Source organism: bacterium, assembly GCA_035549195.1.
In the GTDB taxonomy this organism is placed as follows: domain Bacteria; phylum Oederibacteriota; class Muellerivitia; order Muellerivitales; family Muellerivitaceae; genus DASZRK01.
Map to the genome: position 1 here is coordinate 13249 of DASZRK010000005.1, position 16570 is coordinate 29818.

At 62.9% G+C, this 16570-nt stretch carries 19 protein-coding genes; all 19 read left to right on the plus strand.

Translation table 11 applies throughout. The annotated features are described in order from the left end of the window. The first annotated feature begins 35 nt into the window (after positions 1-35). Positions 36-311, plus strand: coding sequence for an HU family DNA-binding protein (locus VHE12_01550; GenBank protein ID HVZ79467.1), 276 nt, complete (start codon positions 36-38; stop codon positions 309-311). A 141-nt stretch (positions 312-452) separates the two neighbouring features. Next, complete coding sequence (groES, locus tag VHE12_01555; GenBank protein ID HVZ79468.1) at positions 453-743, plus strand: co-chaperone GroES; 291 nt, start codon at positions 453-455, stop codon at positions 741-743. Positions 744-860: 117 nt separating this feature from the next. Beyond that, positions 861-2504, plus strand: coding sequence for a chaperonin GroEL (groL, locus tag VHE12_01560; GenBank protein HVZ79469.1), 1644 nt, complete (start codon positions 861-863; stop codon positions 2502-2504). A 160-nt stretch (positions 2505-2664) separates the two neighbouring features. Further along, positions 2665-2847, plus strand: a complete 183-nt coding sequence (locus tag VHE12_01565; GenBank protein ID HVZ79470.1) for a hypothetical protein — start codon at positions 2665-2667, stop codon at positions 2845-2847. A gap of 21 nt (positions 2848-2868) precedes the next feature. Beyond that, entirely contained in the window at positions 2869-3219 is a 351-nt protein-coding gene (locus VHE12_01570; GenBank protein HVZ79471.1) for a hypothetical protein, read from the plus strand. Between the two features lie 96 nt (positions 3220-3315). After that, a complete protein-coding gene (locus VHE12_01575; GenBank protein ID HVZ79472.1) occupies positions 3316-4197 on the plus strand; it encodes a DUF58 domain-containing protein in 882 nt (293 codons plus the stop codon). Beyond that, positions 4194-5318: a VWA domain-containing protein gene (locus VHE12_01580; protein HVZ79473.1), complete on the plus strand. Its 1125-nt coding sequence runs from the start codon at positions 4194-4196 to the stop codon at positions 5316-5318. Before VHE12_01575 ends, VHE12_01580 begins: the two co-directional genes overlap by 4 nt. Positions 5319-5342: 24 nt before the next feature. Continuing rightward, positions 5343-6332 carry a VWA domain-containing protein gene (locus VHE12_01585; GenBank protein HVZ79474.1) on the plus strand — a complete coding sequence of 330 codons (990 nt, stop codon included), beginning with the start codon at positions 5343-5345 and terminating at the stop codon, positions 6330-6332. Between the two features lie 10 nt (positions 6333-6342). Continuing rightward, positions 6343-7233, plus strand: a complete 891-nt coding sequence (locus tag VHE12_01590; GenBank protein ID HVZ79475.1) for a tetratricopeptide repeat protein — start codon at positions 6343-6345, stop codon at positions 7231-7233. 68 nt (positions 7234-7301) lie between these two features. After that, positions 7302-8246: a hypothetical protein gene (locus VHE12_01595; protein ID HVZ79476.1), complete on the plus strand. Its 945-nt coding sequence runs from the start codon at positions 7302-7304 to the stop codon at positions 8244-8246. Between the two features lie 129 nt (positions 8247-8375). Beyond that, positions 8376-8774 (plus strand): GxxExxY protein, encoded by a 399-nt coding sequence (locus VHE12_01600; protein ID HVZ79477.1) that lies wholly within the window; start codon positions 8376-8378, stop codon positions 8772-8774. A 49-nt stretch (positions 8775-8823) separates the two neighbouring features. Next, positions 8824-9813 (plus strand): MoxR family ATPase, encoded by a 990-nt coding sequence (locus VHE12_01605; GenBank protein HVZ79478.1) that lies wholly within the window; start codon positions 8824-8826, stop codon positions 9811-9813. A 14-nt stretch (positions 9814-9827) separates the two neighbouring features. Continuing rightward, the gene (locus tag VHE12_01610; GenBank protein ID HVZ79479.1) at positions 9828-10778 is read left to right on the plus strand and encodes a hypothetical protein; all 951 of its coding nucleotides are present in this window, start codon (positions 9828-9830) and stop codon (positions 10776-10778) included. Between the two features lie 39 nt (positions 10779-10817). Further along, the gene (locus VHE12_01615; protein ID HVZ79480.1) at positions 10818-11690 is read left to right on the plus strand and encodes a YicC/YloC family endoribonuclease; all 873 of its coding nucleotides are present in this window, start codon (positions 10818-10820) and stop codon (positions 11688-11690) included. 95 nt (positions 11691-11785) lie between these two features. Then, positions 11786-12382: a guanylate kinase gene (gene gmk / locus VHE12_01620; protein ID HVZ79481.1), complete on the plus strand. Its 597-nt coding sequence runs from the start codon at positions 11786-11788 to the stop codon at positions 12380-12382. Between the two features lie 87 nt (positions 12383-12469). Continuing rightward, positions 12470-12700, plus strand: coding sequence for a DNA-directed RNA polymerase subunit omega (locus tag VHE12_01625; protein ID HVZ79482.1), 231 nt, complete (start codon positions 12470-12472; stop codon positions 12698-12700). Between the two features lie 60 nt (positions 12701-12760). After that, on the plus strand, positions 12761-14014 hold the full coding sequence (gene coaBC, locus VHE12_01630; protein ID HVZ79483.1) for a bifunctional phosphopantothenoylcysteine decarboxylase/phosphopantothenate--cysteine ligase CoaBC: 1254 nt from the start codon (positions 12761-12763) through the stop codon (positions 14012-14014). Next, positions 14011-15786: a S8 family serine peptidase gene (locus VHE12_01635; protein HVZ79484.1), complete on the plus strand. Its 1776-nt coding sequence runs from the start codon at positions 14011-14013 to the stop codon at positions 15784-15786. Before coaBC ends, VHE12_01635 begins: the two co-directional genes overlap by 4 nt. Then, on the plus strand, positions 15783-16570 hold a 788-nt coding region (locus VHE12_01640; GenBank protein HVZ79485.1), incomplete at its 3' end, for a hypothetical protein. The genes VHE12_01635 and VHE12_01640, both read left to right, overlap by 4 nt.

Genomic DNA, 16570 nt, shown 5'->3' on the forward strand with positions numbered 1-16570 from the left:
TAGATCGTTTATCTTTTCGATGACCGGAGGGGCCCATGACCAAGGACGATCTCGTCGCCAAGATCGCTGAGAAAACGGGCCTCAAGAAAAACGACCTCCACCGCGCCTTCGACGTCCTCATCCAGATCATCGTGGAGACCATCCGAACGGGCGAGAAGGTCAACATTACGGGCCTCGGTGTCTTCAAGTTGAAGGAGAAGAAGGCCCGCTTGGCCCGCAATCCCAAGACCGGGGAATCCATCCAGGTGCCCGCCAAAAAGGCGCCCAAATTCCTTCCGTCCAAGCATTTCAAGCAGGCCTTCCAGGAATAGTTCCCGCCGCGTAAAAAGTTCATTTCGGTGACGGGGGTCCCTTGACCCTGTCGGGGACCGGTCCCTATATTAGCGCGCGCTTAGCAGTCCCGTTCCGGGACTGCTAAAACCAACATCCATAAAATCTGCGGAGGTTGTTCCATGAAATTGCGTCCTTTACACGACCGCATCCTGGTGGAGAGGGTCGAAGAGGAAGAGAAGACCAAGAGCGGCATCATCATCCCCGACGCCGCCCGGGAAAAGCAGCAGAAGGGAAAGATCGTGGCCGTCGGCAAGGGCCGGGTCACCGATAAGGGCGACGTGATCCCCCTGGACGTCAAGGTGGGCGATGTGGTGCTCTTCGAGAAGTACGGCGGGGAAGAGCTCAAGATCGACGGTAAGGAATACATCGTCCTCAAGGAAGAGGGCGTGGTCGGAGTGGTGGAAGGCTGAAAGAACGGCCGTCAGCGGCAAGACCTTTCACCGCGAAGACGCGAAGAAAGGCTGGGCCGACCCAAGCTGGATCCTGAATGAAAACATGAAAATCTTTTTAAAGAAGGAGAAATAGAAATGGCTAAGCAGATCATTTACGGCGAAGAAGCCCGCCGCGCCCTGCAAAAGGGCGTGGACAAGCTGGCGAACGCGGTCAAGGTGACCCTGGGTCCCAAGGGCCGCAACGTGGTCGTGGACAAGAAGTTCGGCGCCCCCAACATCACCAAGGACGGCGTGTCGGTGGCCAAGGAAGTCGAGCTGGAGGACGCCTTCGAGAACATGGGCGCCCAGATGGTGAAGGAAGTGGCCTCCAAGACGTCCGACGTGGCCGGCGACGGCACCACGACGGCGACGGTCCTGGCCCAGGCCATCGTGCGGGAAGGTCTCAAGAACGTGACCGCCGGGGCCAACCCGACGGCCTTGAAGCGCGGCATCGACAAGGCGGTCGATGTGGTGATCGCCGAGCTCAAGAAGCTCTCCACCCCCACCAAGGGCAAGCAGGAGATCGCCCAGGTGGCCACCATCTCGGCCAACGGCGACAAGAAGATCGGCGACATCATCGCCGAAGCCATGGACAAGGTCGGCAAGGACGGGGTCATCACCGTCGAGGAAGCCAAGGGCATCGAGACCACGCTGGATGTGGTGGAGGGGATGCAGTTCGATCAAGGCTATCTTTCCCCCTACTTCGTGACCAACGCGGACCGTATGGAATGCGACCTGGACAATCCCTACATCCTCATCCATGAGAAGAAGATCGCCAGCATGAAGGACCTCTTGCCGGTGCTGGAGAAGGTCGTCCAGAAGGGCCGTCCCCTGTTGATCATCGCCGAGGAGGTCGAGGGCGAGGCCCTGGCCACCCTGGTGGTGAACAAGATCCGCGGTACCTTCGTGTGCGCGGCCGTGAAGGCCCCCGGTTTCGGCGACCGCCGCAAGGCCATGCTGGAGGACATCGCCATCCTGACCGGCGGCAAGTCCATCACCGAGGACCTGGGTTTGAAGCTCGAGAACGTGAAGCTCGAGGACCTGGGCCAGGCCAAGAAGGTCACGATCGACAAGGACAACACCACCATCCTGATCGACAAGGCCAAGGCCAATAAGAAGGAGATCGACGCCCGGGTGCAGGTGATCAAGAACCAGATCAAGGAGACCACCAGCGATTACGATCGCGAGAAGCTCCAAGAACGCCTGGCCAAGCTGGTGGGCGGCGTGGCGGTCATCAACGTGGGCGCGGCCACCGAGGTCGAGATGAAGGAGAAGAAGGACCGGGTGGACGACGCCCTGCACGCGACCCGCGCGGCCGTGGAGGAAGGGATCGTCCCCGGCGGGGGCGTGGCCCTTATCCGTACCATCAAGTCCGTGGAGGGTCTCAAGCTGGAGCACGACGAACAGATCGGCGTGAACATCGTCCGCCGTTCCCTGGAAGAACCCCTTCGCCAGATCGTGGCGAACGCCGGCGGCGAGGGTTCGGTGGTCGTGGCCAAGGTGATCGGCGAGAAGCAGAACGTGGGCTACAACGCCGAGACCGGGGTCTATGAGGACCTGGTCGCCACCGGCGTCATCGACCCGGCCAAGGTCGTCCGTTCGGCCCTGCAGAACGCCGCCTCGGTCGCCGGGCTCATGCTCATGACCGAAAGCCTCATCACCGACATCCCCGAGAAGAAGGAAGCTCCGGCCATGCCGGGCGGCGGGATGGGCGGGATGGGCGGCGGGATGGACTACTAAAAGGCGATTTTGAATTCATAATTTTGGATTTTGAATTGCGGGAGCCTTCGGCACTTCAGTGCCGAAGGCTTCTTGTTTTTGGGGCCAAGATTGACACCCTCCTTGGGCCCCTTCTATGATGTGAAAACGGCTGTCGTTCCAGTCCTTTCGGAGGTCTTTCATGGCGCCTGGTTGGATCGTGGGGATCGTGCTGGGATACGTCCTTTTCAACCTGGGCCTTTGGAAGTCCGACTCCGCCCCGAAACCCGAGGACACCCTTTGGGCCTTGGTCATGCTGGGGGGGACCCTCCTGATGTTCCTTTCGGTCCTCCTCTGGGCCGTCCCGAATTTCTTCAATTCCTGATTTCTTGACCGAGGTCCCCCGATGAAAGAGCTGATCAACCAGGACCAAGCGGACCTGATCATCCTGGTCCTTTCGATCCTGGTGACCTTGGCCGCCTTGGGCGCGGGGGCTTTCTTCCAATCCGGCGCCAAAAAGACCTTCCGGAAGGCCATTTGGGCCCAGGCCGGGGTCGGGGCCCTGACCGGTCCCGCCATCTGGGTCTTCTGGACCTACATCTATAATCCCATCGAGGACCATTACGGGCTGGATTCGCTCAAGGCCCTCAAGATCAACTTTTTCGTGGCCCTGGGCTTCGGGGCCCTCTTTGTCGTCCTCCACTATCTGGCCCTCCGCTGGGCCGGGCCGCTCCCGGCCGCCAAGGGATCCCGCTGACCTTGCCTTCCGCTGGGCCCCCGATTGTGGGACAATCCGGCCGTTCCTTTCCTGAAAACCGATAACAAACGAAACCCGGAAGGCGTCCAAAAGACGATGAAAAACAACGATCCTTTGGCCATCCTCAACGAAGTCCGCCGCCTCGAGATCGTCACCCGGGGCGCGGTCGATACCCTCCTGAAAGGTTCCTATAAGAGCACCTTCCGGGGACGGGGCCTGGAGTTCCACCAGGTGCGGGAATACACCCCCGAGGACGACGTGCGCACCATCGATTGGAACGTCACCGCCCGGCTGAACAGCCCCTTCGTGAAGACCTTCGTGGAGGAGCGGGAACTCCAGATCGTCCTGGCGGTGGACCTGTCCGCCTCCCTCTGGCACGGGACCGGGCCCATGAGCAAGCGGGAGACGGCCCTTCGCCTTTGCGCGGTGCTGGCCTTCGCCGCCGTCCAACATCAGGACCGGGTGGGCCTGATGGCCTTCACCGACCGGGTCGAACGCTATATCCCGCCCAAGCGGGGCAAGTCGGCGGTGCTGGGGGCCCTGAAGGAATTGATCCAGTTCCGGCCCGTGGGGAAACGCACCGATTACCGGCCCGCCTTCCGGATGCTGACCAAGGTGCTCCGCCGCCGCAGCGCCCTGATGGTGGTGTCGGATTTCACCGATCCCTTGCCCGCGGACCTGGCCGGGGTGCTGGCCCGGCGGCATGACCTGATGGCCGCGGTCATGATGGACCCGATCGAAAAAGGGTTCCGCCTGCCCGCCCGGCTCACCGTCCGGGACCCGGAGACGGGCCGGGTGGGCCACCTGCCCGCCGGCCCCAACCGCGCGGTGGAGAAGGCCAACGCCCTCCGGGAGGCCCAACTGCGCGCCTGGACCCACCAGGGGGCCGACCGGCTGGACCTGGTGGCCGGCCAGAACGTGGTGCCCGCCTTGATCGGGTTCTTCCGCAGGCGGCACGAGCGGATGGCCCGCCGATGATCCACCTGCCCGATCATTTCCGTTTCGCCGATCCCGTTTGGCTTTGGGGCATCCCCCTGGGGATCCTCCTGCTCCTCTTGGGTTTCTTCCTGTCGCGCTCCCGCCATTCGACCCTGGCCCTGGGCAATCCCCGGTTGGTGGCCCTGTCCCCACGGTTCCTCACCCCCGACCTTCTTCCCTGGTTGTTGAGGCTCCTGGCGCTGGTCCTCTGCCTCCTGGGCGCGGCCCGCCCCCAAATGGGCCAGAAGAAGGTGCAGGAGAAGGCCCCGGTGACCGACCTTTTCGTGGACCTGGACGTGTCCGGTTCCATGATCACCACCGACCTCAAGCCCAACCGCATCACCGCGGCCAAGCAGTTCCTGGCCGACTTCCTCGATAAGGTCCAGGGGGTCCGCATGGGCCTGACCATCTTCGCCCGGTTCAGTTTCACCCAATGTCCCCTCACCACCGACGTGCAGGTGGTCAAACAACTGCTGGCCAACGTGGAGCCCGCGCCCCATTCCATCAAGTGGGACGGGACGGCCATGGGGGACAGCCTGGTCTCCTGCCTGAACCGCTTGAAGAACGGGACGCCCGCCAAGGGTGGTCCGGACCAACCCAAGGAGACCCTCCTTTCCAAGTGGCTGGGATCGAAGGAGGACCCGGAGGATGAGGACAACGGGGTCCCCAACCGCGCCATCGTGCTCCTGACCGACGGGAGCAACAACTGCGGGGCGGTGGACCCCATCGCCGCGGCCAAGATCGCCGCCACCCAGGGGGTCAGGGTCTACGCGGTGGGCATGGGATCCAACAAGAGCATCCCGGCCCTTTACGAGTATCCCGACGGCCACATGGGCTATGTCATCGACCGACGGACCAACCAGATCGCCATGAGCGAACCGGCCGACATGAACCTGCTCAAGCAGGTCGCTTCCATCACGGGCGGCAAGGCCTATGCGGCCACCGACAACCGGGCCTTCCAAAGGGTCCTGGACGAGATCGCCCAACTGGAAAAACGGGAGGTCACGGTGACCTCCCATTGGGAATACAACGAACTGGCCTCCTATTTCCTCTTGTCGGCCTTCGCCTTGCTGGCGCTGGAACTGTTGTTGGGAACCACCCTGCTTCGGACATTGCCGTAAGACCGTTCCCCAAGGGAGGGGAAATTGCATATCGCGAATGAGACCTGGTTCTGGTGGCTGGCACCCCTGGTGGGGGGGGCGGTCCTTTTGGCCCTTTGGACCCTTTGGCGGGACCGGCGCGACCTGGCCACCCTGGGGGCCCATAACCTGGTGCTTTCGCCGGGAATGGCCTGGGTCCGTCGGGTCCTGCGGTCCTTGTTGGTGCTCGGCGGGTTGGGAGCGGCCTTCCTGGGAGCGGTGCGTTTCCAAGGCAAGCCTGTCCCGACGGACCTCAATTTGAACGGCGTGGATTTCATGGTGGTGTTGGATGTCTCCAAGAGCATGTTGACCCAGGACATCCCGCCCAACCGCCTGGAGGCGGCCAAGAAGGCGGTCCTGGACCTGCTGGGGAACCGGGACGGGGACCGGGCTGGGGTCGTGGTCTTCGCCGGGGAAGCCCTGGTGCAGGTGCCGCTCACCATGGACCTGGAAGCCGTCCAATTGGTCCTTTCCAAGGCCGACACGGACGCGGTGGACCGGGGCGGGACCGATATCGGGGAAGGGATCCGCACGGCGCTCGCCGCTTTTCCGAAGGATGACACGTCCAAAAGGGGCAAGGCCATCCTCCTCATCACCGATGGGGAGACCACCGAGGGGGCCTCCGACGTCACGGCGCCCTGCCAGGAGGCCAAGGAGCGGGGCATCCCCATCGTGTCGGTGGGCATCGGGACGCCCCAGGGCCGGCCCATCCCCGACGGGACCTCGTTCTGGGGCGAGACCCAGTTCAAGAAGGACCAGGCGGGCCGGGTCCATATCAGCCATCTGGACGAGACCACCTTGCACAAGATCGCCGACCTCTCGGGGGGCGTCTTCGTGCAGGGGGACACGCCCGAGGCCCTGGGGTCCATCCAAGGGCGCCTGGACGAATTGCAAAAGACCGAGATGAAGGGCAAGGGGGCGGTGCGGCGGCAGGAATTCGCCCCGGCCCTGGGGGCGGGATCGGCCATCGCGCTGATCGCCTCCTTCCTGATCTAAAGGGATATCCATGGGGAACCAACGAAAGATCCTGGCGCTGGTCCTTCTCCTCCCCGGGCTTGGCCTGGCGGAGTCGCAAGGGGCCAAGGCCTATCACCAAAAGGATTTCGAGGACGCAGAGGCCTATTTCCGCCAAAGGACCGAAAAAGACCCCGGGGATTACCGCGCCCAGATCGGCCTGGGATCGTCGCTTTACAACCTGAAAAAATACGATGAAGCGGGTGGCGCGTTCGAGAACGCCATCCGGTCCAAAAAAGACCTGGAAGAAGGATGGTTCGACCTGGGACTGGCCTATGCCCGTCAAAACCGTTACCGGGACGGAATAGGAGCCTTCGAGCAGGCCCTGCGGCTGGATCCGTCCGACAAGGACGCCCAAAAGAACCTGGAGGTCCTCAAGAAAAAATTGTCCGAAGACCCGAAGTCGGACAAGAGCCAGGGGAAGCCGGGGCAAGGGACTGGGCAGGGAAATTCCCCGACGCCCCCCCCCGACATGGCCACTCCACCCCCCGACCGCAAGAACGAGAAGCAGGACCCGTCGGCTCAAAAGAAGGTGAAGGACCCCGACGCCAAGGACAAATTCCGCTCGAAGGATGCCAAGGACAAGGCCGGCGGTGGGGCGTCCCAGGAACAGGCCCGCCAGGAACAACGCCAGGCGGAAGAGAAGCGGGCCGAGCAGGCCCGGCAGGACCTGAAGATGTCCGACCAACAGGTCAAGGACCTCATGAAACAGATGCAGCAGCAGGAAGAGGCGGCCCAGCGCTATTATTCCGCCAACCCGCGGAAGGACGAGAAGGACCGGTCGGGGATGTGGAATTTCCTCCCCAAGGACCAACAGCAATTCATGAAGCGCTTTTTCGGACAGTCGGATAAGAACGGCCAGGCCGTTCCCGAGGACTGGTAACGGCTAGGGTTCGGGATGGTTTTTTGCTATTTTGTGGGCCGCTCTGGAAAGGGGACTTTACGGTGGGAATGACAAGGATCTGGATGGTGATGGCCCTGCTTCTGCCCTTGGCCGGGTGGGCGGGGACGGTGACGACGCCCGACGCGGCGGGCTTGAGGCTCTTGGTCGACCAACGCCAGGTCGAAGTGGGGAAGTCCGTCAAGGTCTCCATCGAGTTCAAGCATATCGGGAATGAAAGCGCGGCCCTGGGGAACCCTTCCATCCCCACGCCCGAGAAGCTCCAGATGGGCGGGTTCACCAGCTCCTTCACCAATATCAGCTACGACCAGGGAAAGGAAGTGGTGACCTCCACGACCCAATTCTCCCTCACGGCCGTCCGGGAAGGGGTGGAGACCCTGGGGCCGGCCCTCTTGATCTACCAGGACAGCCACGGCAAGAAGATCGAACTGAAGTCCAACCAGGTGGCCCTCACGATCGTGCCCAAGACCGGGTTCTCCCTCTTCGGAAAGAAGAACGAAGCTTCCCCCACGCCGACCCCGTCGGCCGATGACCTGACCGACCTGAAACCCTTGATCCCGGAAAGCCATTGGTTGATCCGCACGCTCATCTGGGGCTTGGCCGCCCTCTTGATCCTCGGCTTGATCCTTTGGAGGCTCCTGAGGTCCAAGCCGAAGGCCGCCGCTCCGCCGCCCATGGGCGTGCCGGCCCAATTGAAGGACCGTTGGAAGAAGCTGGCCGATGAGGACCTGGGGGCCAAGGAATTCTGCGCGGAGCTCTCCTCCCTGGTCCGGGAATGCCTGCAATATCGCTTCGGTTTCGCCGCCGTGAATTTCACCACCGAAGAGGTCCTGAGGGCCCTGGCCAAGGTCAAAATGACCGACGATGAGCGGGTGGCCGCGGACAGGCTCCTCAAGACCTGCGACCGGGTCCTGCATGCCGATGGGAACCTGACCGGCCGGGACAACCTGCGGGCCCTTTGCTCGGCCCTGCTTCCGAAAGTCCCGAAAGGCTAAGGATTCACCGCGAAGAAGCGAAGGGGCGAAGGTGGGGGGATGAAAACCGAAGCTCCCCCAAGGAACACCTTCCAGGTTGAGGATTCACCTCGAAGAAACGAAGGGGCGAAGATGCCGGTAAGGCCTTTTTTGAAAACCGACCTTCCGAAGGAAGTGGAACGGATCGGGAAAGAAGTGGTCGATTCCGCTTACAAGGTCCACCATGCGATGGGGCCTGGGCTTTTGGAGTCGATCTATGAATCCTGTCTGGTGAAGGAGCTTTCCAAAAGGGGCCTTTCCTTCGAGCGTCAGAAGAACGTAACGGTCCACTGCTTGGGCGAGCCTCTTGATGAGAAGTTGCGGTTGGACCTGTTGGTGGCCGACCAGGTGATCGTGGAGGTCAAGTCTGTCGAGGCATTGTTGCCCATTTTTGACGCCCAATTGATGACGTACCTGAAGGTGACAGGGCGCAGTCTTGGTTTTTTGTTCAATTTCAACGTCCGGTGGATGAAGAACGGCATCAAGAGGGTCGTTTACACAAAAAGGTGAGGGCTTTACATTCGCATCTTCGCTTCTTCGCGGTGAAAGGATAATGTCCATGGCTTCGCAAAACGAGGAATTGACCCAGGAAGGGCAGAGGCTGAGCGAACAATTCGCCAAGGTCCGGGAGGAGGTTTCCAAGGTCATCGTGGGCCAGGAAGACCTTCTGGACCGGCTCCTGTTGGGACTTTTGGGCCGGGGCCACTTGCTCCTGGAAGGATTGCCGGGGCTGGCCAAGACCCTGGCCATCCGGACCCTCTCCGACGTCCTGGGGGTCGGCTTCAGCCGCATCCAGTTCACGCCCGACCTTCTGCCGGCGGACCTGGTGGGGACCCGCATCTACATGCCCGCCAAGGGGGACTTCAAGACCCAGAAGGGTCCCATCTTCGCCAACCTGGTGCTGGCCGACGAGATCAACCGGGCCCCGGCGAAGGTCCAATCGGCCCTGCTGGAGGCCATGCAGGAACACCAGGTGACCATCGGTCCCGACACCTTTCCCCTTGAGGAGCCCTTCTTCGTGATGGCGACGCAGAATCCCATCGAACACGAGGGGACCTATCCCCTGCCCGAGGCCCAGGTGGACCGGTTCCTCATGAAGGTGCAGGTGACCTATCCCGAGTTCGAGCATGAGAAGGAGATCATCAACCGCATGACCGTGGGGACGGCGATCAAGACCAAGGAGGTCCTTTCCGCCCAGTCCATCGTCAAGGCCCAGTCCATCGTGGACCACATCCACGTCAGCGAGCACCTGAAGGACTATATCGTTCATTTGGTCTCGGCCACCCGCAAGCCCAAGGACTATCAGCTGGAAAAACTCGCTCCTCTCATCGAATATGGGGCCAGCCCCCGGGCCTCCATCGGCCTGACGGTGGCGGCCAAGGCCCACGCCTTCCTGCAGGGGCGGGGTTACGCCACCCCGGAGGATGTCAAGGCCCTGGCGGCGGATGTGATGCGGCACCGCCTCATCCTCACCTACGAAGCCGAGGCCCAGAACGTCCGCACCGATGATGTGATCGCCCAGATCCTGCAAAAGGTGAAAGTTCCTTGAACCATCGCTTCCTTATGCGCGCGCTCCTGCTGGTCCTGGCCCTCGGTTTTGGCATTTGGGGTTGCAAGTCCGGGTCCCGGTCGATGGAAGAGGGCCTGCCCATGCCGCCTTCGGCCGAGAGCGGGGTCTATGACGGCCAATATATCCAGACCGAATATGGGTTCGGCATTCCCCTGCCCCCGAAATGGTCCTGGATCCGCCTGTCGGCCGAACAGGAAGTGGACGAGGTGGCCCGGATCACCGATCCCCACCGGGACCTGCTGGTGCGTTTGACCGTTCAGGACCGATCCGGGGACGATCGATTGACCGGGAAGGCCTGGGCCCAGATGGCCGCCCAGGACCTGGAGGACCACCTTTTCAAGATCGAGAAGAAGGGGAAGGTGGAGGACTGGAAGACCACGGGAGGAGAGCGCTGGTTCTCGGCCTCGTTCCAGGTGACGGATACCCATGACCGCCATTGGGCCGTGCAAGAATGGGCCCTGGAGCGGAACGACCTCTGGTACGGCGCCCATGGCATGATGCTGGCCAGCGACGCAGCCAAGGACGCTGGGAAGAAGCTCTTCAAGGAAATGCAGGGGGCCTTGACCCAGATCCATTGGTACACTCCCATCGGACCCCGTGGCATCTCCATCGAACGCTTTGAACTGGCCCAGTTCACCGAGGACTTCCGGGCCGCCCTGGAAAGCCGTTCCCTGGTCAAGGTGAACGGGTACCTGGACGAATTGTTCCCGGACCGCTCCAAGTGGAACGCCTGGTACCAGCAGTTGGTGTCCGGGGAGCCGAAAAGTTTCGAGATCAAGGCCGTTTCCAACGGCCTGGTCATCAACGGGGACTACGCGGCGGCGTCCTGGACCATCACCCGGCATGACCTGAAGGATGACAAGACCGAGAAATTCGAGAAGAGCTTCCGCCTGTCGAAGAAGGAAGGCGCTTGGAAGATCACCTCCTCCATCGAGAGAAAGTGAAGGACACCGCCGGATAAGGGCGGAACGAAAGGAAAGACCATGCGCAGCATGACGGGCTTCGGTCGGGGCGAAGGGCGGGCCAAGACGGTCCATGTGGTGGCCGAGGTGAAGACGGTCAACCACAAGTACCACGACCTGGCGGTCAAACTTCCCGGGGCCTTCCAGGTCCTGGAGCCCGAGGTCCGGGAGATGATCCTGGCCTCGGTCACCCGGGGCAAGGTGGATCTTTTCCTCAAGGACCTCTCGCCCGCCCGCGCAAAAAAGGTCGCGATCAACGAAGCGTTGGTGGCCGAATACCTGAAGGCCGTCAAGAAGGCTTCCTCCCGCTTCAAACTGAAGGGGGAGCTTTCCCCCGAGTCCCTCCTGCGGCTGCCGGATGTGCTCGTCATCGAGGAAGAGGAGCGCCTGGAATCGGACCAACGCAAGGCGGTGGGGGAAGCCGTCCAGGAGGCCTTGCGGGCCCTGGAGAAGATGCGCCAATCCGAGGGGACGCGGTTGGCCAAGGACATGACGGAGAGGGCCCGGGAGATCACCGGCGTGGTCCAGCAATTACGCCAGCGCCACAAGGCCCTGATGGCGGAGAAGATCAAGGCCTTCCGCGAAAAGATCGGGGAGTTCCTGCCCGAACCCCTGCAGGAACAGTCCCGGCTCGCCACCGAGGAGGGGGTCATCCTCCAGCGGCATGACATCGCCGAGGAGCTCACCCGCCTGGACAGCCACCTGGAAGCCCTTCTGGAGACCCTGAAGGAGAAGAACAGCGTGGGCCGGAAACTGGACTTCCTCGTGCAGGAGATGAACCGGGAGGCCAATACCACCGGTTCCAAATCATCGGACGCGAAGATGGCCCAGGGTGTTGTCCGCCTGAAGGAACTGCTGGAACAGATCCGCGAACAGATCCAGAACATCGAATGATCGATTTTCAATTTTAAATTCTTAATTTTTAATGGAACCCTTTCGACCAAGAATCAAGAACGAAGCGTTCAAAATCTCCGTCCGGGACCAAGATCGTGAAGAATAAAAGAAAAACGGCGCGTGGCCTCGTGGTGGTCCTTTCCTCCCCCTCGGGAGGCGGGAAGACCACGGTGGCCCAAAGGCTCCTCCGGGCGGAAAAGGACCTGGTCCGCTCGGTCTCTTGCACCACGCGCAAGCCCCGTCCCGGGGAACGCAACGGCCGGGATTATTTCTTCGTGACCGTGGACCGCTTCAAACGGATGATCGCCAAGCGGGAGTTCCTGGAATGGGCCCGGGTCCACCGCAACCTTTACGGGACCCCCAGGGCCTGGGTCGAAGGCCAATTGCGCCAGGGGAAGGACGTGCTTTTCGTCATCGATGTCCAGGGGGGGCACACCCTGCGGCGCAAGGTGCCGGGCGCGGTGCTGATCTTCCTGTACCCACCTTCCCTTCGGGTCCTGAGGGAAAGGCTGGTCGGGCGGGGGACCAACGACGCCAAGGACCTGAAGGTACGGTTGGCCGACGCGAGGTGGGAAATGCGGCAGGGGCGGGAATATGGGCACCCTATCGTCAACGACCGCCTGCCCCGGACCGTCCGGGAGGTCCGCCGGGTGCTCCGGGAGGCCCGGAAGGCCGCGGGGGCGGGAACCTAGGAAAAAGGGGGCCCGCGCCCAAAGGAATTACGATTTCGGACGGTTTTGAGTATAATTCCCGTTCCCTCAAACCCTTAAGGAGCCGCCATGAGCGACGATAAGAAGACCCCGACGTTGGAATCCGCCGACAACAAGTACATCTCCGTTCTGGCCGCCTCCAAAAGGGCGCGTCAACTCCTGGAACGGGCGGAAAAGCACAACCTCACCGTGGATACGGAAAAGGTCGTCCAACAGGCCTTGAGCGAATTCATGAGCGGCAAGGTCACCTTCACCAACCAGCCGGTCCCCTCCAAGAAGAAGAAAAAGGACGACGAATAATCCTCCCGGGTTCCCGGCCTTCCGCCAGGGAGACCCGGATCGCTCCGGGATCGAGGTCCGATGATCCCAAGACCCACCCAACCCAAGGTCCTCCTCGGCGTCACCGGCAGCATCGCGGCCTATAAGGCCGTGGAGCTGGCCCGGCTCCTGCGGCCCCTTTGCGGCCTGCGGGTGGTCCTGACCCAGGCCGGTTCCCACCTGGTGCCGGTCCGGGCCCTGCGCCAGGCTTCCGGCTCCCCCGTCTGGACGAGCCTCTTCAAGGGTTCCAACCCCATTCCGGTCGGCACCCCTTCCGGGACCCATCCGCTCACCTTTGTCCCCCACATCGAATATGCCAAGGGCGCCGACCTAGTGCTCATCGCGCCGGCCTCTGCCGATCTCCTGGCGAAACTCGCCTTCGGCATCGGGGACGACCTCCTTTCGACCCTTTGCCTTTACGCGCCTTGCCCGATCTGGGTGGCCCCGGCCATGAACGCCCGCATGTGGAACCACCCGGCGGTCCAAGCCAATGTCCGGACCCTCCGGGCGAGGGGCGTGGTGTTCCTGGGGCCGGAAAGCGGGCACCTGGCCTGCGGGGAAGTGGGCGACGGGCGTTTCGCCGAACCCGCCGAGATCGCCCATCAGGTCGGGTCCTTCCTGGGGAACCGGGAACTTTGGAAAGGGAAGCGGGTGGTGGTGACGGCCGGACCGACCCAAGAAGCCTTGGACCCGGTGCGGGTCCTGACCAACCGTTCCAGCGGAAAGATGGGCTATGCCCTGGCCCAAGCGGCCCTGAACCGTGGCGCTGAAGTGACCCTCATCACCGGTCCCGTGTCCATCCCGGCGCCGGTGGGCGCCCAGGTGACGGCCGTCAAGACCGCCGGGGAGATGGCCAAGGCCGTGTTGGGAGGGCTTGCCCGGACGGACCTTCTGATCATGGCCGCGGCGGTGGCCGATTTCCGCCCCGCGAAGGCCTCCGCCCAAAAGATCAAGAAGACCGGCAGGGTCCTGACGGTCCGGCTGGTGCCCAACCGGGACATCCTCGGTGAGGTGTTGAAGAAAAAGAGGAAGGGCCTGGTGGTGATGGGCTTCGCGGCGGAGACGCGGGACGTCGGTCGGCAAGCCCGGGCCAAATGGGCCCGCAAACCCACGGACCTGTTGGTCGCCAATCGGGTGGGCGAGGGGGCCCAAGGATTCGAGTCCGACCGAAACGAGCTTTGGGTCTTCAAAAAAGGAAGCGTACGACCGGTCCATCTGGGGCCGGACCTCAAGAGCCGGCTGGCCGAAAGGCTCCTGGAACTGGTGGACCTGAAAAGGGCCGGGGACGGGCGATGAGGCGATCCCTCGCTTTCCTCTTCCTGCTGGGTTGCGCCCATCTTGGCTGGGCCCAGGTCCCGAGTTTGGCGGGCCGGGAGCGTTTCGTGCCGGGTGAGGTCCTGGTCCGGTTCAAGGAAGGCGTGAACGACGCCCAAAGGGCCGCCATCCTCGCGGCTGTCGGGACCCCGCAACATCGCCTCTTCCCTTTCTTTCAAAAGGTCGAACTGGCCCCGGGTTCCTCGGTCGAGGATGCGGTGAGCCGATTGAAGGGGATGGACGGGGTCTTGGACGCCCAGCCCAATTACCGTTATTACGCCTTGGGCTCCTGCCCTTCGCTCCCGTCCGACGTTTATGACGCGGGTTTGACCACCGCGGCCAGTTGGCCCTACCTCAAGATCCAAATGGACAAGGCGGTGACCCTCTTCAACGGCTGGACCTCCTGTTCGCCCCCCTCGGGGACCGCTTCGGTGACGGTGGCGGTGCTGGATTCGGGCATCTCCCGCCTCCATCCGGACCTGCGCCAGGTTCCCATGATCGGTTATAACGCCATCTGCGATACGGGAGGGCAGTCCGCTCCCTGTTCCTGTGGCGCCGCCGCCACCGAGTCGGCCGGGGTCACCACCACCCAGGACGATTTCGGCCATGGGACCTTCGTGGCGGGCATCATCGGCGCGGATTGGAACGGGAACAACGCCGAAGGGGCCTGCCCGGGAGGGGGATTCACGACCGGGGTGGCGGGGGTCGCGCCGGGAGCGGTCCTGATGCCCATCAAGGTCCTGGATTGCACGGGCTCGGGCACCACCGAAGGGGTGGTGGCGGGGACCTATTACGCGGTGGATCACGGGGCCCGGGTCCTCAATTATTCCCTGGGTTCGAGCGCCGCGGGAGGTCTGGACCCCCTGGAAAAAGAGGCCTTGGACTATGCCCTGGCCCAGGATTGCGTGCTCGTGGCCTCCTCGGGGAACGAGTCCTCGCCCAGCGGGATGGCCGGCGTCGATTTTCCGGCGGCCTATCCGCCGGTCCTGGCGGTGGGCGCCTCCGACCCCTCGGACCAGCGGGTGTTCTATTCCAATGGTGGAGCGAGCCTGGACCTCCTGGCGCCCGGGGGGACCGGGACCGCCTTCCTCGGGGACGCCTTGAACGACTCGGCCACCAAGATCTTCAGTTCATTCCTTTGTCCGCTCTCGGCGGCCGCCTCCCAGGAAGGGGGGTTCGAGCCCCTGGCCGCCGACGGTAATTTCGGGGTGGCCGCCGGTACTTCGGCCTCGGCCCCTTTCGTTTCCGGCGCCGCCGCCTTGATCCGGTCCGTCTACCCTTCCCTGGACCACCGGCAGGTGGAACAGGCCATCGTGAACAACACCGACGACCTCAATGGGGGGCGGGGATGGGATGCGGGGAAGGGCTATGGCCGCCTGAACGTCTATCGGGCGCTCTTGAACGCGGGCACGGGGACCGGGCAGGTGACGACCTATCTCAAGACCTTCAACAGCCCCAATCCTTTCTACACGGACAGCGATGGGAGCACCAATATCACCCTGGCGATCGACCACGCCATGCCGGTGGACCTGTCCATCTATGACACGGCGGGACAATTGGTCCTTCGCAAGTCCTTCGCGGCGGCGGACCTGAACCAAGGTCCCTCCCGTCCCCAGTTCAAGTCCTTCTATATCCCCTGGGATGGCAGGAACGGAGCCGGACATTTGGTCGTTACGGGCGTTTATTTCTATTTCGTCACCGCCGGGGGAAGCACGGGCCGCAACAAGATCGCCGTGATCCGGGGGACCCGGTGAGCCGGTTCCTGGCCGGCCTTTTGCTCCTGATGCTGGTCCCGGTCCTAGGGTGGCCGGACCAGACGGGCGGTGAGAGGCCCGCGGCATTCCTTCAACTGGGGGCGGGCGGGGTGGCGAACGCCATGGGCGGGGCGGCCGTGGCGGCCCGGAACGACGTTTCCCAAGGGTTCTGGAACCCGGCGGGGCTGACGGGGACCCGTGGTTTCCAGGTGGAGGACCAGGTCTCGCTTCTTTCCCTTGGACAGCAACTGAACTACATCGCCCTTTCCAACGGATATCGGGACGAGATCTTTTTCGGGCTTTCCTTCTTTTATTACAGCGCCGGCGGGGATATCGAGGCGCGCAACGGGCCTTCGCTCCAGCCGGACGCACTGTTCGGGGACACCCAGATCGCGTGCCTGGTTTCGCTGGCCTTCAAATTGGATCCCCGGTGGTCCTTGGGCGGGAACTTGAAGGTCCTTAACGAAAGCTTCAATGACTTCTCGGGATTGGGCTTGGGGGAGGACCTGGGCCTCCAGTTCCGCGTCGATCCGAGGGTCACCTTGGGGCTGATGGTCCAGGACCCGGCCAGTTTCCTGGGTTACGACAACCACACCGAATCCTTCTTGCCGCCCACGTTCAGGATCGGTGCCGCCCTCTCCCTGCCCCAGAATTCCCTGGTGGCGGAAACGGACCTGGAATGGAGCTTCGATGAAGGGCTTCGCCCCCGGGCCGGACTCCAATGGCAGGCGGCGGACCCCTTGTTCCTGCGGGCGGGGGCGGTGGTGGGCAACCTGACCGGGGG